Raw genomic sequence first — 22,156 nt, forward strand, 5'->3', positions numbered from 1 at the left:
CTTACTAAACCCCAAGAACCCCACCCCGCCAAAGCTACGCTTTATCTCCCCTCCCCGCCGGCGGGGAGGGGCTGGGGGTGGGGTGCAATGACTATGGGAATCACAACTAATTACCCGGACATGATATCACAGCCTCATCTAGCCGAAAATGCTCACCCCAAAAGTCTCTGCGTGGGTTAAAAAACCGCACAAGTTCGCCAGTTTGCCAATTAATCGACCCTAAATCCGTGCCTTTTTGGAGGTTACAGAAAAATACAGGCATAACAGAGATTATCTGCTGCTGTAGCCCCGCCGTGTTTGACGCTGATTATATGGTCAACTTGACAGCTTAAGCCCTCTACTTCTGGATATAGGCAATACTCGCATATATGGGCGGCGCGATCGCTAACTAAACGCCGCAGTTCTACTTTAATATATGGATGAGACATATTGAATACTTACTTAGGGTTAATGTACTGATGAGCTTTTGCTTTTGCCAACCTCATAATATGCTCTAACGTGAGGAAACGATCTAACTCTTGCTGGTCACTTCCTGTAAGACCTTCAGTTTTTGCGCGGTAAACGAGATCCTCTAAACGGTCTTTGGCTGCATCCGAGAGTTTGAAATCGATAACGCTTTGGGGAGTGGTTCCAGCAGCAATAAACTCTATAATTTCCTCGTAGACTTTGGCTATATTTACAGATGTGTTCATAAGATACCTTTTTAATTCATAAATTTTATGCAACTTCCAAAGACTTTCCTAGCGTCTTAGGCTCTGGTAGAGTTGCACCGTCAGCCAAAGATGATTCAATCAGCATCTCTAAAACTTCCTGAGCATTTTTCAAAGCTTCATCATAAGTCTCTCCGTGAGTGTGACAAAATTCTCCCCATTCAGGAAGACTGACAACAAAACACTTATCTTCATCAGACCACTGAATAATTATCGTGTAGTGAGAATTCATTATTTTTCCTCCTCTTGAGTATTTTTAATTTCTTCTAACCTTTGAAGTGCATTATTAACGTCTTTCTCTTGGTAAGCTTTAGCATCATTTCCGTCTTTACCTGATATAGTAACTCTCCCAGGTAGGAGGGGATGATACCAATTAGTGTGGCTACCTTTCCCAGGACGGTAACTAAACCCTGCTTGCAGCAATAAGCTTTTGAGTTCTCTAATTTTCTTGGGCATAGCCTCTGTTTACATTTTCACTCCCCTGATTTACCACTACTCTCTTTGCTTATCTATGCAACTTCCAAAGATTTTCCTAGCGTCTTAGGCTCTGGTAGAGTTTCACCATCAGCCAAAGATGATTCAATCAGCATTTCTAAAACTTCCTGAGCATTTTTAAGAGCTTCTTCATAAGTCTCTCCGTGAGTGCAAGGCTGCATTATATCCGTAAACTCACGTAGCGAAACCACATAACATTGGTCTGCCTCTGACCATTGAATCACGATTGTATATTTCATATTTATTCATAAGCTTCTCGTCGATGAGCAATAGTAGTTACCATAACTTGATTTGTTGCATCATCAACTTGATAGATTACTCGATAGTCACCAATGCGATAGCGATAATAACCTGCGAAGTCACCTTTGAGAGGTTTAACATTAGGATGAAACCGAGGATTTTGTTCTATTTGCTCAAAGCATCTAGCAACCTTTTTGGCTAAAGCTTGCTCTGCTGTAGCATAAATCTCCTCGGCTTTAGCAGATAACACAACGTTATACATCAGACCGAATTGTTCTCCAGTTTTTTACCCGACCTTCAGCAATATCTTTTTTACCTCTTTCAAAGGATTCAATAAATCCAGGGATATCAAGTAACTCTTGGGTAGCGTCTTCACTCTCCTTATCTGCTAGATATGCTAAAAAGTCAGCAACCAGTTGTAAGCGTTCTGAAGATAATACATCTAAATATTGGTTGATTTGCTGACGAACTTCTGTGTTACTCATATTTTTGCAACTCTTTTACTTCTCTAATTGTGCCAACTTCTTCTGAGCAAATTCCCGCACTTGCTCATCTGGGTCATTCTCTGTGCGATCGCGCAACAGTGTTAAAGTCTGAGGATGCTGAGGAAATTGTTTGATAATTATCTCTAGTGCAATGCGCCGAGGATTAGTTTCATGCTCTTCCTTGCGCTCAAAGGAATCATCAATAGCGCAGTTGTGGTAGATATCAAACAATTCAGGCTGATATTTAAAGTATTTAGCTAATTCTTGGACTCCTGCACATCGCACATCCCAGTTATTATCCTGGGTAGCGCGTTCTTTGAGGATGGATTTGGTATCGGGGTCATCTTTGAAGTTCTTTGCTAATTCTTCGACTGCTGCACGTCGCACATCCCAGTTATCATCCTGGGTAGCGCGTTCTTTGAGAATGGATTTGGTGTCGGGGTCATCTTTGAAGTTCTTCGCTAATTCTTCGACTACTGTTCTTCGCACCAAGAAGCCATCATCCTTGGTAGCACGTTCTTTGAGCCAGGTTTTGGTGTCAGGGTCATCTTTGAAATTCTTCGCCAATTCTCGGACTGCTGTACTTCGTACAACCGAGTCATCATCCTGGTTAGCGCGTTGTTTAAGCCAGGTTTTGGTGTCGGGGTCATCTTTAAAATCCTTCGCTAATTGGTGGACTGCTGTACTTCGCACAATCCGGTCATCATCTTGGGTAGCACGTTCTTTGAGCCAGGTTTTGGTGTCAAGATCATCTTTATAATTCTTGGCTAATTCTTCGACTGCTGTACTTCGCACAACCCAGCCATTATCCTGGGTAGCACGTTCTTTGAGCCAGGTTTTGGTGTCAGGATCATCTTTATAGTTCTTGGCTAATTCTTCGACTGCTGCATTTCGCACCAACCAGTGAACATCGTGGGTAGCGCGTTCTTTGAGCCAGGTTTTGGTGTCGGGGTCATCTTTGAAGTTCTGAGCTAATTCTTGGACTGCTGCACCTCGCACATCTTCGTGAACATCCTGGGTAGCGTGTTCTTTGAGCCAGGTTTTGGTGTCGGGGTCATCTTTGAAGTTCTTTGCTAATTCTTGGACTGCTGCACGTCGCACATCTTCATTATCATCTTGGGTAGCGCGTTCTTTGAGCCAAGTTTTGGTGTCGAGGTCATCTTTGAAGTTATTCGCTAATTCTTCGACTGCTGCACCTCGCACATACTCATGATCATCCTGGGTGGCGCGTTTTTTGAGCCAAGTTTTGGTGTCGGGGTCATCTTTGAAGTTATTCGCTAATTCTTGGACTGCTGCACGTCGCACATCTTCGTGATCATTGTGGGTAGTACGTTCTTTGAGCCAGGTTTTGGTGTCGGGAGATTCTTGCCAGATCGTTGCAATTGCTGTGACTGCTTGAGTGCGAATTTCCTGAACTAGCTCAGTTTCTTCTTCATCTTCGTAGAGGACGTAATAGTACCAGAGGTCATATTTAGTTAGGTCTTGTAGCTCGTTAAGTAACTTATTAGCCGTTGACGCGATCGCCGAGCGATTTCTCACTTCTACAAGACACTTAGCCGCTAAAAAGAGATTGACAAACTTTTGCCCTTCGCCATCTTGCGCCATTAAATAATCAAGAATCTCGCCAACAAATCTTGGCTCAATCATTCCCGCAATTAGCAGCAAAACTTCATGCCAACTTTCATCTTGCCAGTGTTTGCCAAAAACTTCATTCTTAAGTTCCTCAATAGTCAGCGTTTGCGTTTCTTTAAACTGCCAGACAAACTCCCAAGCACAGAAATATTCTAAAAATGTCCGATGCACAAAAGCATAATAATCCGCACCCAGGAAACATAACATAAAGTTGCGAGTCCGCAGTTGATTAATCATCACCCGCGCCACTTCTCTGGGTTTATCAAATTCTATAGTTTTGAGATAATCAGTCAGAACTTTGACTAAATCATTTTCATTGATCAAATTACCTGCCAAACCTTTCTCACCAGTTTGCATAAGATAAGCAACCTGACGCAGCATCGCTTGCTTATCTTTATAATCAATCGTCTTGGGATCTAACCTCTTATCTTCTGTCAAAGCCCGTTCCACATCCCATTGATGCAGCAACACCCGCGAAGCTTGATCGTAAAGTGTAGCTCTATCTCTTGGTAGCTCTTGATTACGATTAAGAATTGCCATCATCGTCAACAGCAGAGGATTTCCCGCCAATTCTGTAATAGATTTGGAAGTATCAATTCCTCTTTGTAGCCGTTCCCGTTTTCTCACCTTATCTGCTGCATCAGTAAAAGTTAACTCATGCCAACGGTTGATAAAATCCTGAATTTGTTCTGAGTCTAAATCTTGTAAAATAAAGTGGCGAAACTCAGCATTAAGCAATCGTTGCGGTTTATAGCCAATAATCCGAGAAGTGACAATTACCTGCACATCAGGATAGTCATTAGTAAAGCGATGAATATCAGTAATTACATCCTCTCGATTACCAAGGTGAAATACCTCATCTAAACCATCAAACATCACTAAGGCATTACCAGCTTTTAATTGTTTATCTAGTTCAAGCTGATTGAGATGATGAACAGCACCACTACAGTTATGAAAGAATTCTAGAAAATTATTGCACTCTTTATCTTCCCGTCGCCGCATATAAGTGCGTAATTCAATTAGCAACGGAATTGGCAATGAGATAACATTATTCAGTGGTGACTCTGCCCAATTCAAAGCCAGAAATTGCAACAATGTAGACTTACCTGAACCAGGATCGCCCAAAATCACAACATATTTATAGTCTTGCTTTTTATTGACAACATCCAAGACTGAAAGTATCGGCTGTTCAAAATAAACCCGTTTGTGACGTTCTAATTCTTCTAATTCAACTTCTGCTTCTACTTGTCCACTTTCTCGCAGCCGTCTAAGATGTTCTTTAGGCAGTTCGTGAACTTGTGCTAAAACTTGATGAGCTTCCCGGACATTTTGAGCAGTAAAAATCCGCCATAACTTCAGTTCATTATAGGCATAGCCGCTAGTATCTAAGCTATCTAACTTGAGATTGCCATAGCGTTCGCGGATTCCTTCTTGATATTTAACTAAATTAAAATCTACAATAACTCCAGCAATTTCTTTGGTATTTATTTCAATATCAGATAACTTTTGCAATTCTAATATATGGTGTAATTCTTTTGAATCTAAAAGAAGTTCTTGGACTTGTGTTAAATACTGTTCTGTAATTGATTGCCAGTTAAACTTAGATGGCAGAGCTTTTAATTGCAGCCTATTCCAACTATCTTCTACGGTTTTAGCGTCTAGAGATTCACAATTAATATCAAAAGCCTTGCCAATAATTTCTGTAACCAACTTATCGCTGATAAATTTCTGGATGTCTCCGGTATACTCTTTAATCTCAGTTTCAGCAAGTTTGCAACGAACCTTTAACTGCTGCTGCATAAGTTGCAAAAATTCCTTTAACGCTTTACCAGCAGCAATTTCTATATCTTCCTTCTTAAGTTTATGGACAATCTTGCCAGGGATGCCTTTTAATAAATCTTTAGCCCAATCTTTAGCAGCATCCTTGGCTAAGTCTTCCAGAATGGGTTTAAAAATAAACCCGGCAACCTGAGTTACACCCCAAATAGCTAACCAGTCCAGCATAATACTCGCTTCTATTGAGAGTTTGATTACGAGTATATACACTAGCTTGAGTAATGTTTCCAGATTTCAGGGTTATTGCGGAAATATTACAGGTATTTGAAGAACCTCTCTCTAAATCTCTCTCCTTTTAGGAGAGAGACTTTGAAATTTCCCCCTTCCCGCGTCGGCAAGGGGGTAGGGGTTAGGTTTGGCGTTGGTTTTTTAGATTAATTAGAAACTGCGATCGCTCAGGTAATCAGTAAAATGTACTAACCACACAGCTAATCCTGATTATTCTTCTCTTGCTGAACTCTTTGAGCGTAGACGCTCTTAGCGGCTTGTCGTAGACATCGCTTCTGCAATTATCCGATTATTCTCTTCTATAGGTTTACCATCTTCAGTAAACATCGATGGATATATAATTGCTTCTGAGTCAGGAGTACGGCGATTAAATAGGATTTCTAGCGCTTCTATATCTTCCCGATTAGCAAGCACATACGCCCTCAACTCTTTTGTGGACATTTCTGCAAAATTAGGTTTCATTTACAAATCTCCAAGTTCCATCACGAAATACAAGGATTTACAGTTCATCACCTGCCAAAATAAACACATTGCCAATTGTGTCACAAATAATATTAAGCCTTACTGGGTGAAAATCTCAGTTGCCCTAAATAGCGATCGCAATTTTCCCCACAGCCCGCCCAGTTTCGCTATAACTATGAGCCGCCGCGAGTTCTTGTAAGGGATATGTGCGATCAATCACCACACGAATTTTACCCGCTTCAATCAATTCTTTCAGATAAACCAAATCCTTCGCGTTAGGCTTTTCAAACACAAATTTGGCTTTTTGACCTGGAAGGAACGCTGTTAAGACGCTCTGCACGACGGTTTCAGCGCTGGGTACGGTGGTGATATAAATTCCATTGGGTTTGAGGACTCTTTTGGTTTGAGAGAGCGATCGCTTACCCACTGCATCAAAGATAATGTCATACTGCGCTGTATCTTGGGTGAAATCTTGCTGCGTATAATCAATCACGCGGTCTGCTAAGAGAGATTTCACCAAATCCAAGTTTTTAGTACTGCTAACTCCCGTCACCACTGCCCCTAAAGCCTTAGCAATTTGCACCGCAAAACTGCCTACACCACCCGCAGCACCATTAATCAAAACAGTTTGTCCTGTTTGAATATTCCCTTGATCTCGCAGTGCTTGCAGAGCCGTGAGCGCTGCTAAAGGCACAGCCGCAGCTTCTTCATAAGATAGATTCGTTGGCTTGAAAGCCACCAAGTTTTCTGGAACAGCGGCAAATTCGGCATAACCTCCTCCAGGGAAGCTAGTACTGCCATAGATAGCATCTCCTGGTTTAAAACGTGTGACACCAGAGCCAATGGCTACGACTTCTCCCGCCACATCAAACCCCAGAATCTTCGGGAATTTGCTGCCAGTAATCAAACTCAACATCCCTTGGCGAATTTTCCAATCAATGGGATTAACGCTACTTGCACGAACTTTCACAAGTAACTGCGTTGGCTCAATTTTCGGCTGCTCCACGTCTTCATACTGCAACACCTCAGCCGCGCCATACCGACGGATAACGACTGCTTTCATCGCATTCCTCCTGCTACCCTGTTTTCGTGAATGAACTTACATAGCTTATAACTACAGTGTAGCGATGTCTAGGACGGGCTACGCCTACGTATGGCATTTAACGAAGATGCTAGGCGCAATCAGAGATTTCCTAAAATAGAAAGATCAGTCTAAAACTACACCTGTATGCCAGCTAGAGACATCTATCACAACAATGTCAAAAATGCTTTGATTAAAGACAAATGGATAATTACTCATGATCCACTGACTCTTAAGTTTGGTAAAAAAGATTTGTATGTTGATTTAGGTGCTAGACAACTGTTGGCGGCACAAAAGGCGGAATACAAGATTGCAGTTGAGATTAAAAGTTTTACCGGCAGATCGGATGTTGATGATTTAGAAAAAGCGTTGGGCCAGTATATTTTATATCAGGATATATTAATTGAGTTGGAACCAGAGCGAATGTTATATCTTGCAGTACCTAACAGAGTTTTTGATGATTTATTTGAAGAACCCATTGGGAAACTTTTACTGAGAAATCATCGTTTAAAGCTGATTACCTTTGATCCAAAGCAGGAGGTCATCAAACAATGGATTACACCCAATTAGACCACTATCGCCAGGTGATTGAAACTATCCTCAGTGAATATGCTTCACTGAGTTATTCCTATGCGGATATTCAATCAGAAGTGGTGTTTGATCGAAGCCGCGATCGCTATTTGTGGATGGATGTAGGTTGGGATAGCGATCGCCGCATTCATGGCTGTCTGGTTCATATTGACCTGATTGATAGCAAAATCTGGATTCAACGGGATGGCACTGAAGAAGGTATTGCCGCCGATTTAGAACGGGCTGGAATTCCTAAAGAACATATCGTTCTGGGGTTTCGTCCACCGGAGTTAAGACCCTACACAGGCTATGCAGTTGCTTAAGGTGCCGCAGCTACGCCCGTCGTAGACATCGCTCTTTAAAAGTTAACATGGAACATTCTCTTTATTCTTCAGTGGTAAATACAACACCTTCATACAGGAATTCAATTGGACACTCAAATTCAATGCTCGATAGAGTTACCATATCTCCAGCCGTGTAGGGATAGTAAAGCCACATCCTACCCTCACCCCGACAGTAACGCTCGACGGAGATTTTTTCCGACTCAATCAAGATATACTCTTGCAAACTGGGGATTGTCAGATAATAAGTAAATTTTTCACCCCGATCTTTAGCGCTTGTACCTGGGGAAAGAACTTCGACAATCAGCTTGGGATGTTGAATAAAGTTGCGGGCATTGAGGTCTTCAGGGTCGCAACTGACAATAACATCAGGATAATAGTAGCGGCTCTGGGGAGTGAGTTGCATTTTCACGTCTGACACATTCACTCGACAACCTCTGGAACGCAGATGAGGGTACAAAGCTCTGTAGAGATTTAGTGCAATATCGTTATGGGGAATTGTACCGCCTGTCATGGCAAACACTTCGCCATTGGCATATTCGTAGCGAACATCTTGCTGAGGTTCCCATTCGAGATATTCCTCAACGGTCATTTCTGGCAGTTGTTGGGGGATGGCTATCATAACTCAGATTTTTCTTTTCTTGGTTTGATTGTAGCTAAATAGTATCAGCAACAAAGAGCGGCTTCTGGAAAACCTCTCTCTAAATCTCTCTCCTAAAAGGAGAGAGACTTTGAATTTTTCCCCTTAGAGCGTCGGGAAGGGGGTTTTCGTTAAGGTTTGTAGTGAGCAATTCAGAAAATTCATTGCGATCGCACAATCATGTTAGATTATAGTTTGTTGTTTCTCTCAAACACAAAATCCGAGAGTTTCCTACCTATCACCTCATTGTGGGAATGAAAAAAAAGGAGTTAAAAGTTAAGTTTTTTGAAAATTATGTGCAGCAACACATCTATTTACCGTAACTCAGATGGCTTACCAGATAAGACTTAGAACCACAATTGAATATCATTGTTGACCCTGAGCGTTCGCGTAGCGTCTCGTAGAGAAGTCGAAGAGTCAAAGCAAAAATTAAAAAAATATGAAGTGCATTTTTACCATCCAAAAAATGATATGTTAGATACAGAATTGAATTTCGCTTTTTTTCTGGAGTAGAACAATATAGACTATTCCAGTTTTTCACCCTCAAACCCTTGGCATTTATTGCTTTTGACGGAATTTGAGGGCAATCTGAGTACACATTTAAATAACCCAAACCCAGTTTTAAGTTAGTTAAAGTCATTGCTGGGATTGGGTTGTGGCTGAGTACAAAGAAATCCTGAACCCCTATCTAAAAATACTAGAACCCCAACCAAAAAATACTAGAACCCCTACCCGAAAAATAAATTTTTAATCCTTGTAATGCTTGAAGAATTAGGGTTTTTATTACTTGAGTACAAGCGTAATAAATCCAATAAATTCTATCCTAGAGAGACGCAACATCTGGCTGGGAGACGGCTGCTATAAATCTTATATCGCCAATCACTTAACGCTTCAATACAAAACGAAGCGAAGAGTGAGTGGAGGGATGACATAGCACCATGCCTGAAGTGAATAGAAGTCGCGGCTGTAAGCACAAATTCTACCCAAGAACCGAACGTTGACATACACCAGCCGAACATCAGATATCTATCGTCTGCCTTACTTGAAAACAAGTCGCCCAAACCCAGGCGTTGCAGACAGTGTGGAAGACGTGACTTCAATTCCTGGGCATATAAGAGTAGCAACAACATCTCCCACAGTGGCAGCCAAGTCCACCGACCTTTTGCGAAACTCAATGACATCACCGTCTACACGACTCCTCAACTCCAACGCTACGGAATCGACAACCCAAGCAAAATCCGGTGGTTGCGGCTGCGACAGCCCCAGCAGCGCCACCGTGGAAAGGGACGAAAAGCTCCAAGAACGCATTGCTAAACATCCCTGCTACAGCGAAGACGCTCATCACCACTACGCCCGGATGCACGTTGCAGTTGCTCCCGCTTGCAACATTCAATGCAACTATTGCAACCGTAAATATGACTGCGCTAACGAAAGCCGTCCTGGAGTAGTTAGCGAGTTGCTAACACCAGAAGAAGCCGCACACAAAGCTTTGGTCATTGGCGGTAAGATTCCCCAAATGACAGTTGTGGGAATTGCTGGCCCTGGCGACCCACTGGCGAACCCAGATAAGACTTTCCGCACATTTGAGTTGATTGCAGAGCAAGCACCAGACATCAAGCTCTGCTTATCAACCAATGGTTTAATGCTGCCCGACTACATCGATCGCATTAAACAATTAAATATAGATCACGTTACGATCACCATTAACATGGTAGATCCTGAGATTGGTGCTAAGATTTATCCTTGGGTTCACTACAACCGCAAGCGTTATAGAGGCATTGAAGGCGCAAGAATTCTCCACGAAAGACAGATGGAAGGATTGCAAGCCCTGAAAGATGCTGACATCTTGTGCAAAGTCAACTCGGTGATGATTCCCGGAATTAATGACCATCACTTAGTCGAAGTGAATCGAGTCATTCGTGAAAAAGGTGCATTCTTGCACAACATCATGCCATTGATTTCTGCACCAGAACATGGCACACACTTCGGTTTAACCGGTCAACGCGGCCCCACACCCAAAGAACTCAAAGAAGTTCAAGACAATTGCTCCGGTAACATGAAAATGATGCGTCACTGTCGCCAGTGCCGTGCCGATGCCGTCGGATTGTTGGGAGAAGACCGCAGCCAAGAATTTTCCAAAGAGAAATTTTTGGAAATGGCTCCCGAATATGACATGGAACAACGCGCTACCGTTCACGACGGGATTGAGAAGTTTAAAGAAGAACTTAAAGTAGCCAAAGACAAGGCGCTAGCCGGCAAGAAATTTGCCAACAGTCCGAAAATCCTCGTTGCAGTAGCAACCAAAGGCGGTGGATTGGTTAACCAGCACTTCGGTCATGCCAAAGAATTCCAAATTTACGAAGTGGATGGAAACGATGCTCGCTTTGTCGGTCATCGCAAAATTGACCAATACTGCCAAGGTGGATACGGCGAAGAAGCTTCTTTTGAGTATATTATGAAAGCGATCGCAGATTGCAAAGCAGTTTTAGTCTCCAAGATTGGTAACAGTCCTCAAGAAAAATTGCAAGAAGCTGGAATACAGAGTGTTGAAGCTTACGACGTGATTGAGAAGGTTGCTTTGGAGTTTTACGAGCAATACGTTAAGGAATTGGGAATTAGGGAATAGGGACTGGGGACTGGGGACTGGGAATTAAGGAAGAATTTTCCCAATATCCAATACTCAATACCAATACTCAATACCAATACCCAGTACCCACTCCCCAATACCCACTCCCCACTCCCAAAAAGGACAATAATCATGGCTTACAAAATTACTAGCCAGTGTATTTCCTGCAATCTCTGTCTATCTGTATGTCCCACTGGTGCAATTAAGATAGTCGAAGGACAACACTGGATTGACTCTGAACTTTGTACAAACTGCGTTGGTAGCATTCATACCATACCTCAGTGTAAAGCTGGTTGTCCCACTTGCGACGGTTGCGTTAAGCAGCCTAGCGATTACTGGGAAGGCTGGTTTACCAATTACAACCACGTAGTTGCTAAATTAACAAATAAACAAGATTACTGGGAACGTTGGTTTAACAGCTATTCCCAGAAATACTCCGAACAGTTGCAAAAGCGTCAACCCCAATCAGTGGGAACTGAAGCTTAAGGGACTTCCAAATAAAAAAAACATCCAACTTTTCATGTGGGGTGGGCGACACGAGAACCCGTGACTCAGGGCGGACAATATGTCCACCCCACAAGATTGGATAATTTATTTCTTGGTAATCCCTAAATAATTCGTAATTCATAATTGAAGACAACAATGCAAAATAACTGCATCTATCTCGATAATAATGCCACCACTAAGGTAGACTCAGAAGTTATAGAGGTAATGCTGCCTTACCTCACAGATTATTACGGCAATCCCTCCAGTATGCATACCTTTGGTGGGCAAGTCGGTAAAGCAGTGAGAACCGCAAGAGAACAACTTGCAGCCATCTTGGGAGCCGATGAGTCAGAAATTATCTACACAAGTTGCGGTACTGAGGGAGATAACGCCGCAATTCGAGCCGCACTGTTGGCGCAACCAGAAAAGCGACACATCATCACCACCCAAGTTGAACACCCAGCAGTACTCAATGTCTGCAAACAATTAGAAACCCAAGGTTACACTGTTACCTATCTATCAGTAAATCATCAAGGGCAGTTGGATCTAGATGAACTAGAAGCTTCCTTGACGGGTAACACCGCCTTGGTGACAATTATGTATGCTAATAATGAAACCGGCACGATTTTCCCGATTGAACAAATTGGGTTGCGCGTCAAAGAATATGGTGCTATCTTCCATGTAGATGCGGTGCAAGCAGTGGGAAAAATTCCCTTAAATATGAAGACTAGCACCGTGGATATGTTAACTCTGTCTGGTCACAAGCTGCACGGGCCAAAAGGAATTGGCGCTTTATATATTCGGCGCGGGGTTCGGTTCCGTCCCTTCATTCTTGGGGGACACCAAGAACGCGGACGTCGGGCGGGAACAGAGAATGTTCCAGCAATTATTGCCTTGGGTAAAGCTGCCCAACTGGAACTGTTACACTTAGAAGAAGCGACCAAAAGAGAAATAAAGCTGCGCGATCGCCTCGAACAAACTTTACTCGCTAAAATTCCCGATTGTGTAGTTAACGGTGACGTTACGCAGAGATTGCCCAACACCACCAATATCGGCTTCAAGTATATTGAAGGTGAAGCAATCTTACTATCCTTGAATAAATACGGTATCTGCGCCTCATCCGGTTCTGCTTGCACCTCCGGCTCACTGGAACCTTCCCACGTCCTCCGGGCTATGGGCTTACCCTACACAACTTTGCATGGTTCCATCCGCTTCAGTCTTTGTCGCTACACCACAGAAGCCGAAATCGATCAAGTGATCGAGGTAATGCCCAGTATTGTAGAACGTTTACGCGCCCTCTCACCTTTCAAAAATGATAATGCAGGTTGGCTGCAAGAACAAGAGCAAGCATTAGCGCATCGCTAATTAGGGAATAGGGAGTAAAGAATTTACTACTCCCCACTCCCCCAATCTAAAATCCAAAATCTAAAATCTAAAATTCATTATGTGGGACTACACTGATAAAGTATTAGAACTGTTTTACGATCCCAAAAATCAGGGAGCAATCGAAGAAACCGGCGAAGCTGGGGTTAAGGTTGCAATGGGAGAAATCGGTAGCATTGCTTGCGGCGATGCTCTAAGACTACACCTGAAAGTTGAAGTAGAATCTGATAAGATTCTAGATGCTCGTTTTCAAACCTTTGGTTGTACTAGTGCGATCGCATCTTCTAGCGCATTAACCGAAATGATCAAAGGTTTAACCTTAGATGAAGCCCTGAAAGTGTCCAATAAAGACATTGCAGATTACCTGGGTGGTTTACCAGAAGCTAAAATGCATTGCTCTGTCATGGGACAAGAAGCGCTAGAAGCCGCTATATATAATTATCGTGGCATTCCTCTAGCTACCCATGATGATGATGATGAAGGTGCGTTAATTTGCAGTTGCTTTGGGATCACGGAGTCTAAAATTCGTCGCGTGGTTCTAGAAAATCATCTCACTGGTGCTGAACAAGTAACAAATTATGTGAAAGCTGGTGGCGGATGCGGTTCCTGTCTGGCGAACATTGATGATATAATTAAATCAGTTCAACAGGAATACGCCTCACCTGCTCTCAACGATTACGGCGTAAAAGTTGCCACAGAAATTGTTACCTCCAAGCAGCGATCGCTAACCAACGTCCAAAAGATTGCTCTAATTCAAAAAGTTCTTGATGAAGAAGTCAGACCCGTACTCATCGCTGACGGGGGAGATGTAGAACTCTATGATGTAGAAGGCGATCGCGTGAAAGTTGTGCTGCAAGGTGCTTGCGGTTCCTGTTCTAGTAGTACAGCAACTCTGAAAATTGCGATCGAAGCCAGATTACAAGATCGTGTCAGCAAGAGCCTTGTAGTCGAAGCAGTTTAGGAATTGCTGTAGGACTTAACGTACTCTACAAATACGCCCTAATATGCATTCAGCCAGAAACAGAAAGTAGGATTTGAACCGAATCATTGTCTCCACTCAATGCTTCATACCAATTCGTTAAAAGAAAGTGATAGATTCAAATCTAACTTTCCTAATTACGAATTACGTAGACACCTGAAGGATTGCTCCCCCCAAGGTATTACGAATTACGAATTGGTATCAGTCCTACCTTATGACGGCTAACAGCATATAGGCTTCATAGATTAAGCGCCTACTTGCGAATTTCACCATCTAACTCGCTTCAAAGGAACAGAATATGAGTACATTGTACGACAAACTTGGCGGACAACCAGCTATTGAACAAATAGTAGATGAACTCCACAAACGCATTGCGACAGACAGCCTCCTCAATCCCATTTTTGCTGGTACAGATATGCCCAAGCAACGTAATCATCTAGTTGCTTTCTTATCTCAGATATTTGAGGGGCCAAAGCAATACGCCGGTCGTCCAATGGACAAAACCCACGCTGGAATGAATCTACAGCAACCACACTTCGATGCGATCGCCAAGCATCTCGGTGAAGCAATGGCTGTGCGTGGAGAGTCAGCAGAAGACACCAAAGCTGCACTAGAGCGTGTCACAAACATGAAAGGCGCTATTTTGAACAAGTAATAGGACTTATGCATTGATTGTTGACAAATAGCAACATCAAGTCTTATTGAGTTTTTCAAGCTGAAACACATTATGACGTATTTGTAAATTGCGTAATTTTCTTTGTTCTTTGTCAAAACAAATGACAAAGGACAAAGCACAAAAAGAAAAAAATTTAACGAGGAAATAGATGTACCTGCTTTCAATAATTTTAGCTGTGGAGCGATCGCCCCCAGCAGGCATTTATGCCAACGCTACTAACGATGCTCTACACGCGCTCACTACTGTCGCTCAACTGGCGTGAACGCAACTGACAAACGCGCATACCCACCAACCAACCAATTGCAGGATAACACGGATCATGACTGAAGAAAAGATTAGACAGATAGCTTTCTACGGTAAGGGCGGTATCGGTAAATCTACCACCTCTCAAAACACCTTAGCAGCTATGGCAGAAATGGGTCAACGCATCCTCATCGTCGGTTGCGACCCTAAAGCTGACTCCACTCGTTTGATGCTACACAGCAAGGCTCAAACAACCGTTCTTCACCTCGCCGCAGAACGTGGTGCAGTAGAAGATATCGAACTCGAAGAAGTAATGCTAACCGGTTTCCGTGACGTTCGTTGCGTAGAATCTGGTGGGCCAGAACCCGGTGTAGGTTGCGCCGGTCGTGGTATTATCACCGCCATCAACTTCTTAGAAGAAAACGGTGCTTACCAAAACCTAGACTTCGTATCTTACGACGTATTAGGTGACGTTGTGTGTGGTGGTTTCGCAATGCCTATCCGTGAAGGCAAGGCACAAGAAATCTACATCGTAACATCCGGTGAAATGATGGCGATGTACGCTGCTAACAACATCGCTCGTGGTGTTCTTAAGTATGCTCACACCGGTGGCGTGCGTTTGGGTGGTTTGATTTGTAATAGCCGTAACACTGACCGGGAAATCGATCTCATCGAAACCTTGGCAAAACGGTTGAACACCCAAATGATTCACTACGTACCCCGTGACAACATCGTTCAACACGCAGAATTGCGCCGGATGACTGTTAACGAGTACGCACCTGAAAGCAACCAAGCTAACGAATATCGGATTTTGGCTCAGAAAATTATCGACAACAAAAATCTAGCTATTCCTACACCCATCGAAATGGAAGAACTAGAAGAATTGTTGATTGAATTCGGTATCCTCGAAAGCGACGAAAATACTGCAATGCTGGTTGGTAAGAGTGCTGCTGAAGCTCCGGTAGTATAATTCGCTGCTAAGAAATAACGCTTTAGCACAAGGAAAAAGGAAGAGTTTCATATCTTCCCTTTTATCCTCTCCCTTCCATCTCCCCCCTAACCTTAGAGGGGACTCCTAGTCCCCCTATGCCCCGATCCTTACGAGTCACAGAGGCTAAGTATGACACCTCCAGAAAATCAAAACATCATCGAAGAAAGAAAAGAACTAATTAAAGAAGTTCTCAGTGCTTACCCAGAAAAAGCTGCTAAAAAGCGCGAAAAGCATTTAAACGTATACGAAGAAGGTAAGTCCGATTGCGGCGTTAAGTCTAACATCAAATCCCTGCCTGGGGTAATGACCGCTCGTGGTTGTGCTTACGCCGGTTCTAAAGGTGTGGTCTGGGGTCCTATTAAGGACATGATCCACATCAGCCACGGGCCTGTAGGTTGTGGTTACTGGTCTTGGTCTGGTCGTCGTAACTACTACATCGGCACCACAGGTATTGATACCTTTGGTACCATGCACTTCACCTCCGACTTCCAAGAACGAGATATCGTTTTTGGTGGAGACAAGAAACTTACCAAGCTCATCCAAGAACTTGATGTACTTTTCCCCCTCAACCGTGGTGTTTCCATTCAATCTGAATGTCCCATCGGTCTAATTGGGGATGACATCGAAGCTGTTGCTCGGAAGACATCGAAAGAAATTGGCAAGCCAGTTGTACCTGTGCGTTGCGAAGGCTTCCGGGGTGTTTCCCAATCTTTGGGACACCACATTGCTAACGACATGGTTCGTGACTGGGTGTTCACCAGATCCGACCAAGCTAAGAAAGACGGTACACTTCAGTTTGAAGGTACTCCTTATGATGTAGCCATTATTGGTGACTATAACATCGGTGGTGATGCTTGGGCTAGCCGCATCCTGTTAGAAGAACTCGGCTTGCGCGTAGTCGCTCAGTGGTCAGGTGATGGCACCATCAACGAAATGTTGATGACCCCCAATGTGAAGATGAACCTCATCCACTGCTACCGGTCGATGAACTACATCAGCCGTCACATGGAAGAAGCTTACGGTATACCCTGGCTTGAGTATAATTTCTTCGGCCCCACCAAGATTGCTGAATCTTTACGGGAAATTGCTTCTAAGTTTGACGAGACAATCCAAGCAAACGCTGAGAAAGTCATCGCCAAGTATCAGCCCACAATGGATGTGATTCTTGAGAAGTATCGCCCACGTTTAGAAGGTAAGACTGTCGCCATCATGGTTGGTGGTCTACGTCCTCGCCACGTTGTCCCAGCTTTCCAAGACTTGGGTATGAAGATGATAGGTACTGGTTATGAGTTCGCTCATAATGACGACTACAAACGTACCACTGGCTACATCGAAAACGGCACCATCGTTTATGACGACGTTACCGCTTACGAATTCGAGGAATTTATCAAAGCCCTCAAGCCCGACCTCGTAGCCTCTGGTGTGAAAGAGAAGTACGTCTTCCAAAAGATGGGTCTACCTTTCCGTCAAATGCACTCTTGGGATTACTCCGAACCTAGCGATCGCTCTTACAATTGATATAATGCAAGGTTTTTTGGTAGCGGGAAAAAAAAGAGTCTATTTTTAGCCTAAATGCCTGTTGTAGGGTTATCTAGGAACAATCTGTTTTGATGCTTCAGACAGTATAACTCTTATGCAGTCTTGTTTTTAGATTTTGCTTGCATTTTGCTTTAAGAAAAACTGTTAAATTGAAAACTATTTTAATTGACGATTTTTTAGATTAAATAGTGCATAGGGGAATTATTAACTTTCTCCAATGCTTAGGGTTCTACAATTAAACCCCTGATTTCTGGTATGCGCTGAGGTTTACCTAAAATATTCATTGAAGGTAAAGCAGAAACAGTACTATGTAACCCACTACTGAAGCCAGAAATAATTAATTGTCCTCCTGACTGAGCAGCGTAGTGGCGACGAAACTCGCAAATAGACCCTCCTGCTTTGTTTTCGATCAAGCACAACAGAGAAAGACACGGAAACCGATCTGCTCCTTTTTGATCAACACGATATTTCTGAATCTTATCTACAAGGGGGCGAAAAGTTTTCTTAATCAAACTATTGAGACTGTTCCGTTGCTCACCGACATACGTAACCACTTCAAGAGGTTCCCATTTTACCAACCCACAAGCAGCATCAATAATTTCTAGATCGCTGTTAGCTCCCATGTATAAGATAATGCCGTGTTTTCTCACAGTTCCAACTGCATCACAATCTCGATTAATCAGCATAGTGATCGGCGCATCAAAAAAACCTGTGTTCAAGAGTTGCATTGCCTTTATAGCAAGCGCTCTATTATTAACTACAGATGCATAACTACCGAAGTCATCAGGTTCAAAAGGAAGGTTAAGAGTAAAGTTTGCAAGCTTTAAGTCATGTGACATCAGAGACTTTGATTGCTTTGATGCTAATTCACACACCGTCATTGAGATTTGATTGGCATGATAGAGCATGACAGAGGAAGTTTCTCCATAAACTTTCCCGTTCTCAAATAGCCAATCAAATATTTCTGATGTGAGTGCAGCTACTCCTTCAGATAAATATAAGTTTACAAGATTTTCATAATCTGGAGTAATTTCCAGCAGAGGCACTGGAATATTTTGTTGCCACTTTGACCTTCCAAAATTGGGGTCAGCCTGTTTCCGACGTCTTGCTTCTCCCATCTGCGTAACCTCACTGTTCGTTGTAGTAAATTACTTACTTATAACTTCTGTTTATATAGTGTTCCCAGTTGTAAAAAAATGTGAACGAAGAAGGCTAACTAATTGATTGTGTGAGATGTACAAGAAGTATACCGTTGGAGCGAGCGCTTTTAATCGACAACAAAGTAGGTGATCGTGTGATGGAGGAATGAGGGAGATGCAATCGCAACTCTTTGTAGCAATTGTTAAACATTCATTATAAAAATTGCGCGACAGTAATTATTGATACTGTTGCCTATGTCAAAAATCAAGTCAATTATTTTCTCCCTGTCTTGTATTACAATTGTTTTACACCACTTTTCAGGAAAAAGATTTCCCTTGTACTCAAATGCATCTAACTTAAATCCCAAATCAATTAGGCTTCCATTATCTTTTTTTAAATAAAAAGTTGTATTTAATAGGCTGCGATGCTTGATGGTATTCATAAAACCAGATATATATAAAAACTCATCTGACTTATCGAGATTATCAACTGCATGGATTATCTCATCACCATACGTGCGTTTCACAGAATCTAGAGTTAATTCGGCTAACTTAGTCTTTACTTTCTTGATAGTCGCTGTTTCACTACTTAAATGTTTCTCTGAAGGAAGCAGAGGTTTCAAAATTATCACATTAATTATCTGTCCCAAAACATCAGCTAATGAATGGAGATTTAATGCCAGAGATTCGATGTATATTTCAACTTCAATTTGAGTCTTACTAAATTCATTAGAACTTATTTTTAAAGGCTGGTTTCCAGAGGTAGTAAAACGATCTATAAGAAATAAAATACGGTCTATCTTACTTCTAACTGATGCTACATAAACTGCTGCCTCGTCTGTCACATTTTGGGAGCAAATATCCAGTAATTCTTGAGTATTCCAGGTTTTGTTGCTCATGGTTGTTTTGCACAAACTCTCAGTACTGAACTAAACTAACACGTAAACTCAGTAGATAACAAGTCAGTTTAACTCAACCACAAGCTAGGTGAACACAGGATGGGGGATGCGATCGCATTAAGCCGTCCAATTCTCAATTAACAATCCGGGTACTTTGCCCAAATCCCGATGATTGCGTGTTAATAAAACTACTTTACGAGATAGTGTGATCGCTGAATAGCCCGTCGTAGACATCGCAGTAACATTCCCTATCATCCCCCGCAGATAACTTTGCGGACTTAATCGATTACTTTTATACTTCGGCTTCAATACCTTGTTGTGTTGGGGATTCTAAAACTTTTGTCTGCTGCTCTTTGTACTGAATAAGGTGGGGATATTGCTTCTGAAGTTGAATGTAGTAATTGACCAACTTTTGGGGGTTGTGTTCATTCTCCAGAGATATAATATGGCGAATTTTACGTATTTGGCTGATTGCCTGATCACTCTTCGTCATTTTGCGCTCCTATTAACTCTAATGGCGTAACTAGCGTTGGAACGAATAACCCCAGCATAACGTTCAGTCGTCGGATATGCCCAAATTTATTGGCATTTGCCAAGTGACGACAATTCCAAGTTAAGAGAAAATCACATTTATGATAAGAAGCTAGGGCAAGATGTAGTGCATCTCCAAGTGGATCTTTGGGCATCAGTTGTTGCTGAATATACACTTCAACGATTTCAGCGACTACAGATTCAATCGGGACAAATAACAAGCCACTAATCAGTTCTATTGCCTCGCTCTTTCCAGGAAAGTTACCTCGATTGAGTTCATCCAGCACTGCAAGACTAGTTACAAGCACATAGTTGTCACTTGCATAGCTCCACCATTCCCGTGTCCACTCCCGCCGCGCCACCATATCAGGTTCAGTACGTGCCTCGTAATAAAAACTGGGAATGGAGGTTTCAATGTAAACTTTTGTCTTCATTGCGGTAAGGAGTCAGATAAACGAACGGTTTGACCATCTTTGCTAATGTCTGATACTCCATATTACCGTATTCAATTTACCACTCAAGCGATCAGCTTCACTCGACAAAATTTAGGGATTGTATGTGAAATGCATAAGAAGTAGACCGTTAGTGCGATCGCCTTTAGCGATTGTGTATGAGATGCATAAGAAGTAGAATGTTGGTGCGATCGCCCTCACTCGACAATAAACTAGGCGATGTCTGCGACGGGCTATTCGGCGTCGCATTAAACTGTCCAATCCTCAATTAACAATCCGGGTACTTTGCCCAAATCCTGATGATTGCGGATTAATAAAACTAATTTATGAGAAAGTGCGATCGTAGTAACACTAAGCTTCGTTGCACCGCGATGTGAAGCTGTTTTAGACTTAGAAAGATGTTATGCAGTTTATAATCACTATGAGCTATCACGATATTATTACAATTGAGCCTGACAAGCGAGGTGGTAAACCTTGCATTCGACGGATGCGAATTACCGTGTACGATGTTCTCGGCTGGTTGGCATCTGGTATGTCTCATGGGGAGATATTAGACGACTTCCCTGAATTAACAGAAGAAGACATTAGAGCAAGTCTAGAATTCGCTGCTGACCGTGAACATCGTTTAGTTGTATCTCTACAAGACGCTACGCAAACGGTAGGTGGTGTTTGAAGCTGCTTTTTGATCAAAATTTGAGTCGCAAGCTAGTAACTCAATTAGCAGACGTTTTCCCTGATTCCAGTCATGTTCAGTTTCATGGGCTGGAAGTGAAGACTGATACTGCAATATGGGAATTTGCTAAAACCAATGACTTTTGTATCGTAACTCAAGATGTAGACTTTGCGGAAAGAAGCCGTTTGTACGGTTCTCCGCCTAAAGTTGTATGGCTACGCTACGGAAATGCACCAACAAAGCAAGTTGAATCTCTACTTGGTTCTGGCGTGGAGGTAATTCAGAAGCTCTTGAATAATCCAAGTCTGCATTGCCTAGAATTGTACTAAAGCTCTCCTTTTGAGGGATTGTGTGTGAGATGCACAAGAAGTAATATCATGTCCGCTAAATCACTTACGATATGTCATTGCGAGCGCAACGAAGTGAAGCGAAGCAATCGCAAAGGTTTTGGGATTGCTTCACTACGCTAACGCTTCGTTCGCAATGACAAGTGTTTAACCGGACATGATATAACCTGTTTTAGCGATGTCTGCGACGGGCTATTCGGCGTCGCCTTTAGGGATTGTATATGAGATGCACTTATGAGTAGACCGTTTTAGCGATGTCTGCGACGGGCTATTCGGTGTCGGCTTTAAGTATTGTGTGTGAGATGTATAAGAAGTAGAGTGTTGGAGCGATCGCCTTTACTCGACAACACGCCACTGTATATTCATACTGGGTAAAGTTAAGCGATCACCTCTAACTCAGGAATATACTCAGTTTCGTAGTTTTCAATTAAAACACCAATAATATCATGTCCGCTTGATTACTTATTAAACC

28 protein-coding genes are annotated in these 22,156 nt (G+C 42.6%); 12 read left to right on the plus strand and 16 right to left on the minus strand.

Going from position 1 to position 22,156, the window contains the following annotated elements; translation table 11 throughout:
* Positions 1-180 (plus strand): hypothetical protein (locus HWQ41_RS21725; RefSeq protein WP_292767362.1); only part of this gene is annotated, 180 nt, incomplete at its 5' end.
* 62 nt (positions 181-242) lie between these two features.
* Here HWQ41_RS21725 and HWQ41_RS21730 read toward each other — a convergent pair.
* From HWQ41_RS21730 to HWQ41_RS21775, 10 genes are all read right to left on the minus strand, one after another.
* Positions 243-428 carry an HNH endonuclease gene (locus tag HWQ41_RS21730; protein ID WP_292767364.1) on the minus strand — a complete coding sequence of 62 codons (186 nt, stop codon included), beginning with the start codon at positions 426-428 and terminating at the stop codon, positions 243-245.
* A 9-nt stretch (positions 429-437) separates the two neighbouring features.
* Positions 438-692 (minus strand): hypothetical protein, encoded by a 255-nt coding sequence (locus tag HWQ41_RS21735; RefSeq protein ID WP_292767366.1) that lies wholly within the window; start codon positions 690-692, stop codon positions 438-440.
* A gap of 25 nt (positions 693-717) precedes the next feature.
* The gene (locus tag HWQ41_RS21740) at positions 718-942 is read right to left on the minus strand and encodes a type II toxin-antitoxin system HicB family antitoxin (RefSeq protein ID WP_292767369.1); all 225 of its coding nucleotides are present in this window, start codon (positions 940-942) and stop codon (positions 718-720) included.
* Positions 942-1,166, minus strand: a complete 225-nt coding sequence (locus HWQ41_RS21745) for a type II toxin-antitoxin system HicA family toxin (protein ID WP_292767371.1) — start codon at positions 1,164-1,166, stop codon at positions 942-944. The genes HWQ41_RS21740 and HWQ41_RS21745 overlap by 1 nt, the downstream gene beginning before the upstream one ends.
* A gap of 53 nt (positions 1,167-1,219) precedes the next feature.
* On the minus strand, positions 1,220-1,444 hold the full coding sequence (locus tag HWQ41_RS21750; protein ID WP_292767373.1) for a type II toxin-antitoxin system HicB family antitoxin: 225 nt from the start codon (positions 1,442-1,444) through the stop codon (positions 1,220-1,222).
* A gap of 2 nt (positions 1,445-1,446) precedes the next feature.
* On the minus strand, positions 1,447-1,707 hold the full coding sequence (locus tag HWQ41_RS21755; protein ID WP_292767376.1) for a type II toxin-antitoxin system RelE/ParE family toxin: 261 nt from the start codon (positions 1,705-1,707) through the stop codon (positions 1,447-1,449).
* Positions 1,700-1,930 (minus strand): hypothetical protein, encoded by a 231-nt coding sequence (locus HWQ41_RS21760; protein WP_292767379.1) that lies wholly within the window; start codon positions 1,928-1,930, stop codon positions 1,700-1,702. The genes HWQ41_RS21755 and HWQ41_RS21760 overlap by 8 nt, the downstream gene beginning before the upstream one ends.
* A 15-nt stretch (positions 1,931-1,945) precedes the next feature.
* Positions 1,946-5,566 (minus strand): HEAT repeat domain-containing protein, encoded by a 3,621-nt coding sequence (locus HWQ41_RS21765; RefSeq protein ID WP_292767382.1) that lies wholly within the window; start codon positions 5,564-5,566, stop codon positions 1,946-1,948.
* 309 nt (positions 5,567-5,875) lie between these two features.
* Positions 5,876-6,088: a hypothetical protein gene (locus HWQ41_RS21770; protein WP_292767385.1), complete on the minus strand. Its 213-nt coding sequence runs from the start codon at positions 6,086-6,088 to the stop codon at positions 5,876-5,878.
* A gap of 124 nt (positions 6,089-6,212) precedes the next feature.
* Entirely contained in the window at positions 6,213-7,151 is a 939-nt protein-coding gene (locus HWQ41_RS21775; protein WP_292767388.1) for an NAD(P)-dependent alcohol dehydrogenase, read from the minus strand.
* Positions 7,152-7,316: 165 nt separating this feature from the next.
* On the opposite strand from HWQ41_RS21775, the gene HWQ41_RS21780 reads away from it, so the two are divergent.
* Positions 7,317-7,739, plus strand: a complete 423-nt coding sequence (locus HWQ41_RS21780; protein WP_292767390.1) for a XisH family protein — start codon at positions 7,317-7,319, stop codon at positions 7,737-7,739.
* Positions 7,721-8,062 carry a XisI protein gene (locus HWQ41_RS21785; RefSeq protein WP_292767392.1) on the plus strand — a complete coding sequence of 114 codons (342 nt, stop codon included), beginning with the start codon at positions 7,721-7,723 and terminating at the stop codon, positions 8,060-8,062. The genes HWQ41_RS21780 and HWQ41_RS21785 overlap by 19 nt, the downstream gene beginning before the upstream one ends.
* A gap of 61 nt (positions 8,063-8,123) precedes the next feature.
* Here HWQ41_RS21785 and HWQ41_RS21790 read toward each other — a convergent pair whose 3' ends face one another.
* Positions 8,124-8,702: a Uma2 family endonuclease gene (locus tag HWQ41_RS21790; RefSeq protein ID WP_292767394.1), complete on the minus strand. Its 579-nt coding sequence runs from the start codon at positions 8,700-8,702 to the stop codon at positions 8,124-8,126.
* Between the two features lie 1,192 nt (positions 8,703-9,894).
* Here HWQ41_RS21790 and nifB point away from each other — a divergent pair.
* The 7 genes from nifB (at position 9,895) to nifD (ending at position 17,622) form a co-directional block, all read left to right on the plus strand.
* Positions 9,895-11,346: a nitrogenase cofactor biosynthesis protein NifB gene (gene nifB / locus HWQ41_RS21795; RefSeq protein WP_292767432.1), complete on the plus strand. Its 1,452-nt coding sequence runs from the start codon at positions 9,895-9,897 to the stop codon at positions 11,344-11,346.
* Between the two features lie 132 nt (positions 11,347-11,478).
* Positions 11,479-11,832 (plus strand): 4Fe-4S binding protein, encoded by a 354-nt coding sequence (locus HWQ41_RS21800; protein WP_292767396.1) that lies wholly within the window; start codon positions 11,479-11,481, stop codon positions 11,830-11,832.
* A gap of 156 nt (positions 11,833-11,988) precedes the next feature.
* The gene (nifS, locus tag HWQ41_RS21805; RefSeq protein WP_292767399.1) at positions 11,989-13,197 is read left to right on the plus strand and encodes a cysteine desulfurase NifS; all 1,209 of its coding nucleotides are present in this window, start codon (positions 11,989-11,991) and stop codon (positions 13,195-13,197) included.
* A gap of 79 nt (positions 13,198-13,276) precedes the next feature.
* A complete protein-coding gene (gene nifU, locus HWQ41_RS21810) occupies positions 13,277-14,176 on the plus strand; it encodes a Fe-S cluster assembly protein NifU (RefSeq protein ID WP_292767402.1) in 900 nt (299 codons plus the stop codon).
* Between the two features lie 316 nt (positions 14,177-14,492).
* The gene (locus tag HWQ41_RS21815) at positions 14,493-14,849 is read left to right on the plus strand and encodes a group 1 truncated hemoglobin (RefSeq protein WP_292767405.1); all 357 of its coding nucleotides are present in this window, start codon (positions 14,493-14,495) and stop codon (positions 14,847-14,849) included.
* A gap of 340 nt (positions 14,850-15,189) precedes the next feature.
* Positions 15,190-16,083 (plus strand): nitrogenase iron protein, encoded by an 894-nt coding sequence (nifH, locus tag HWQ41_RS21820; protein WP_292767407.1) that lies wholly within the window; start codon positions 15,190-15,192, stop codon positions 16,081-16,083.
* A 150-nt stretch (positions 16,084-16,233) separates the two neighbouring features.
* Positions 16,234-17,622, plus strand: a complete 1,389-nt coding sequence (gene nifD, locus HWQ41_RS21825; protein ID WP_292767410.1) for a nitrogenase molybdenum-iron protein alpha chain — start codon at positions 16,234-16,236, stop codon at positions 17,620-17,622.
* 242 nt (positions 17,623-17,864) lie between these two features.
* Here the strand turns inward: nifD and HWQ41_RS21830 are convergent, their stop codons facing one another.
* The 5 genes from HWQ41_RS21830 to HWQ41_RS21850 all read right to left on the minus strand — a co-directional run bounded on the left by HWQ41_RS21830 (position 17,865) and on the right by HWQ41_RS21850 (position 20,913).
* Positions 17,865-18,761 carry a hypothetical protein gene (locus HWQ41_RS21830; protein ID WP_292767413.1) on the minus strand — a complete coding sequence of 299 codons (897 nt, stop codon included), beginning with the start codon at positions 18,759-18,761 and terminating at the stop codon, positions 17,865-17,867.
* Positions 18,762-18,985: 224 nt separating this feature from the next.
* Positions 18,986-19,681, minus strand: a complete 696-nt coding sequence (locus tag HWQ41_RS21835; RefSeq protein WP_292767416.1) for a hypothetical protein — start codon at positions 19,679-19,681, stop codon at positions 18,986-18,988.
* A gap of 292 nt (positions 19,682-19,973) precedes the next feature.
* The gene (locus HWQ41_RS21840; protein ID WP_292767418.1) at positions 19,974-20,174 is read right to left on the minus strand and encodes a hypothetical protein; all 201 of its coding nucleotides are present in this window, start codon (positions 20,172-20,174) and stop codon (positions 19,974-19,976) included.
* Positions 20,161-20,646, minus strand: a complete 486-nt coding sequence (locus HWQ41_RS21845) for a type II toxin-antitoxin system VapC family toxin (RefSeq protein ID WP_292767421.1) — start codon at positions 20,644-20,646, stop codon at positions 20,161-20,163. The genes HWQ41_RS21840 and HWQ41_RS21845 overlap by 14 nt, the downstream gene beginning before the upstream one ends.
* Before the next feature lie 111 nt (positions 20,647-20,757).
* Positions 20,758-20,913: a hypothetical protein gene (locus HWQ41_RS21850; protein WP_292767423.1), complete on the minus strand. Its 156-nt coding sequence runs from the start codon at positions 20,911-20,913 to the stop codon at positions 20,758-20,760.
* 172 nt (positions 20,914-21,085) lie between these two features.
* On the opposite strand from HWQ41_RS21850, the gene HWQ41_RS21855 reads away from it, so the two are divergent.
* Entirely contained in the window at positions 21,086-21,337 is a 252-nt protein-coding gene (locus HWQ41_RS21855; RefSeq protein ID WP_292767426.1) for a DUF433 domain-containing protein, read from the plus strand.
* Entirely contained in the window at positions 21,334-21,666 is a 333-nt protein-coding gene (locus tag HWQ41_RS21860) for a DUF5615 family PIN-like protein (protein ID WP_292767429.1), read from the plus strand. Before HWQ41_RS21855 ends, HWQ41_RS21860 begins: the two co-directional genes overlap by 4 nt.
* Positions 21,667-22,156 lie beyond the last annotated feature (490 nt).

This window comes from Nostoc sp. NOS(2021) (assembly GCF_017115025.1).
GTDB lineage: Bacteria > Cyanobacteriota > Cyanobacteriia > Cyanobacteriales > Nostocaceae > Nostoc.

Excerpts from the sequence above, each read along its gene's own strand:
- HWQ41_RS21730 (WP_292767364.1), bottom strand. The coding sequence starts at position 428 with ATGTCTCATCCATATATTAAAGTAGAACTGCGGCGTTTAGTTAGCGAT.
- HWQ41_RS21735 (WP_292767366.1), bottom strand. The coding sequence starts at position 692 with ATGAACACATCTGTAAATATAGCCAAAGTCTACGAGGAAATTATAGAG.
- HWQ41_RS21740 (WP_292767369.1), bottom strand. The coding sequence starts at position 942 with ATGAATTCTCACTACACGATAATTATTCAGTGGTCTGATGAAGATAAG.
- HWQ41_RS21745 (WP_292767371.1), bottom strand. The coding sequence starts at position 1,166 with ATGCCCAAGAAAATTAGAGAACTCAAAAGCTTATTGCTGCAAGCAGGG.
- HWQ41_RS21750 (WP_292767373.1), bottom strand. The coding sequence starts at position 1,444 with ATGAAATATACAATCGTGATTCAATGGTCAGAGGCAGACCAATGTTAT.
- HWQ41_RS21755 (WP_292767376.1), bottom strand. The coding sequence starts at position 1,707 with ATGTATAACGTTGTGTTATCTGCTAAAGCCGAGGAGATTTATGCTACA.
- HWQ41_RS21760 (WP_292767379.1), bottom strand. The coding sequence starts at position 1,930 with ATGAGTAACACAGAAGTTCGTCAGCAAATCAACCAATATTTAGATGTA.
- HWQ41_RS21765 (WP_292767382.1), bottom strand. The coding sequence starts at position 5,566 with ATGCTGGACTGGTTAGCTATTTGGGGTGTAACTCAGGTTGCCGGGTTT.
- HWQ41_RS21770 (WP_292767385.1), bottom strand. The coding sequence starts at position 6,088 with ATGAAACCTAATTTTGCAGAAATGTCCACAAAAGAGTTGAGGGCGTAT.
- HWQ41_RS21775 (WP_292767388.1), bottom strand. The coding sequence starts at position 7,151 with ATGAAAGCAGTCGTTATCCGTCGGTATGGCGCGGCTGAGGTGTTGCAG.
- HWQ41_RS21780 (WP_292767390.1), top strand. The coding sequence starts at position 7,317 with ATGCCAGCTAGAGACATCTATCACAACAATGTCAAAAATGCTTTGATT.
- HWQ41_RS21785 (WP_292767392.1), top strand. The coding sequence starts at position 7,721 with ATGGATTACACCCAATTAGACCACTATCGCCAGGTGATTGAAACTATC.
- HWQ41_RS21790 (WP_292767394.1), bottom strand. The coding sequence starts at position 8,702 with ATGATAGCCATCCCCCAACAACTGCCAGAAATGACCGTTGAGGAATAT.
- nifB (WP_292767432.1), top strand. The coding sequence starts at position 9,895 with ATGACATCACCGTCTACACGACTCCTCAACTCCAACGCTACGGAATCG.
- HWQ41_RS21800 (WP_292767396.1), top strand. The coding sequence starts at position 11,479 with ATGGCTTACAAAATTACTAGCCAGTGTATTTCCTGCAATCTCTGTCTA.
- nifS (WP_292767399.1), top strand. The coding sequence starts at position 11,989 with ATGCAAAATAACTGCATCTATCTCGATAATAATGCCACCACTAAGGTA.
- nifU (WP_292767402.1), top strand. The coding sequence starts at position 13,277 with ATGTGGGACTACACTGATAAAGTATTAGAACTGTTTTACGATCCCAAA.
- HWQ41_RS21815 (WP_292767405.1), top strand. The coding sequence starts at position 14,493 with ATGAGTACATTGTACGACAAACTTGGCGGACAACCAGCTATTGAACAA.
- nifH (WP_292767407.1), top strand. The coding sequence starts at position 15,190 with ATGACTGAAGAAAAGATTAGACAGATAGCTTTCTACGGTAAGGGCGGT.
- nifD (WP_292767410.1), top strand. The coding sequence starts at position 16,234 with ATGACACCTCCAGAAAATCAAAACATCATCGAAGAAAGAAAAGAACTA.
- HWQ41_RS21830 (WP_292767413.1), bottom strand. The coding sequence starts at position 18,761 with ATGGGAGAAGCAAGACGTCGGAAACAGGCTGACCCCAATTTTGGAAGG.
- HWQ41_RS21835 (WP_292767416.1), bottom strand. The coding sequence starts at position 19,681 with ATGAGCAACAAAACCTGGAATACTCAAGAATTACTGGATATTTGCTCC.
- HWQ41_RS21840 (WP_292767418.1), bottom strand. The coding sequence starts at position 20,174 with ATGACGAAGAGTGATCAGGCAATCAGCCAAATACGTAAAATTCGCCAT.
- HWQ41_RS21845 (WP_292767421.1), bottom strand. The coding sequence starts at position 20,646 with ATGAAGACAAAAGTTTACATTGAAACCTCCATTCCCAGTTTTTATTAC.
- HWQ41_RS21850 (WP_292767423.1), bottom strand. The coding sequence starts at position 20,913 with ATGCGACGCCGAATAGCCCGTCGCAGACATCGCCTAGTTTATTGTCGA.
- HWQ41_RS21855 (WP_292767426.1), top strand. The coding sequence starts at position 21,086 with ATGAGCTATCACGATATTATTACAATTGAGCCTGACAAGCGAGGTGGT.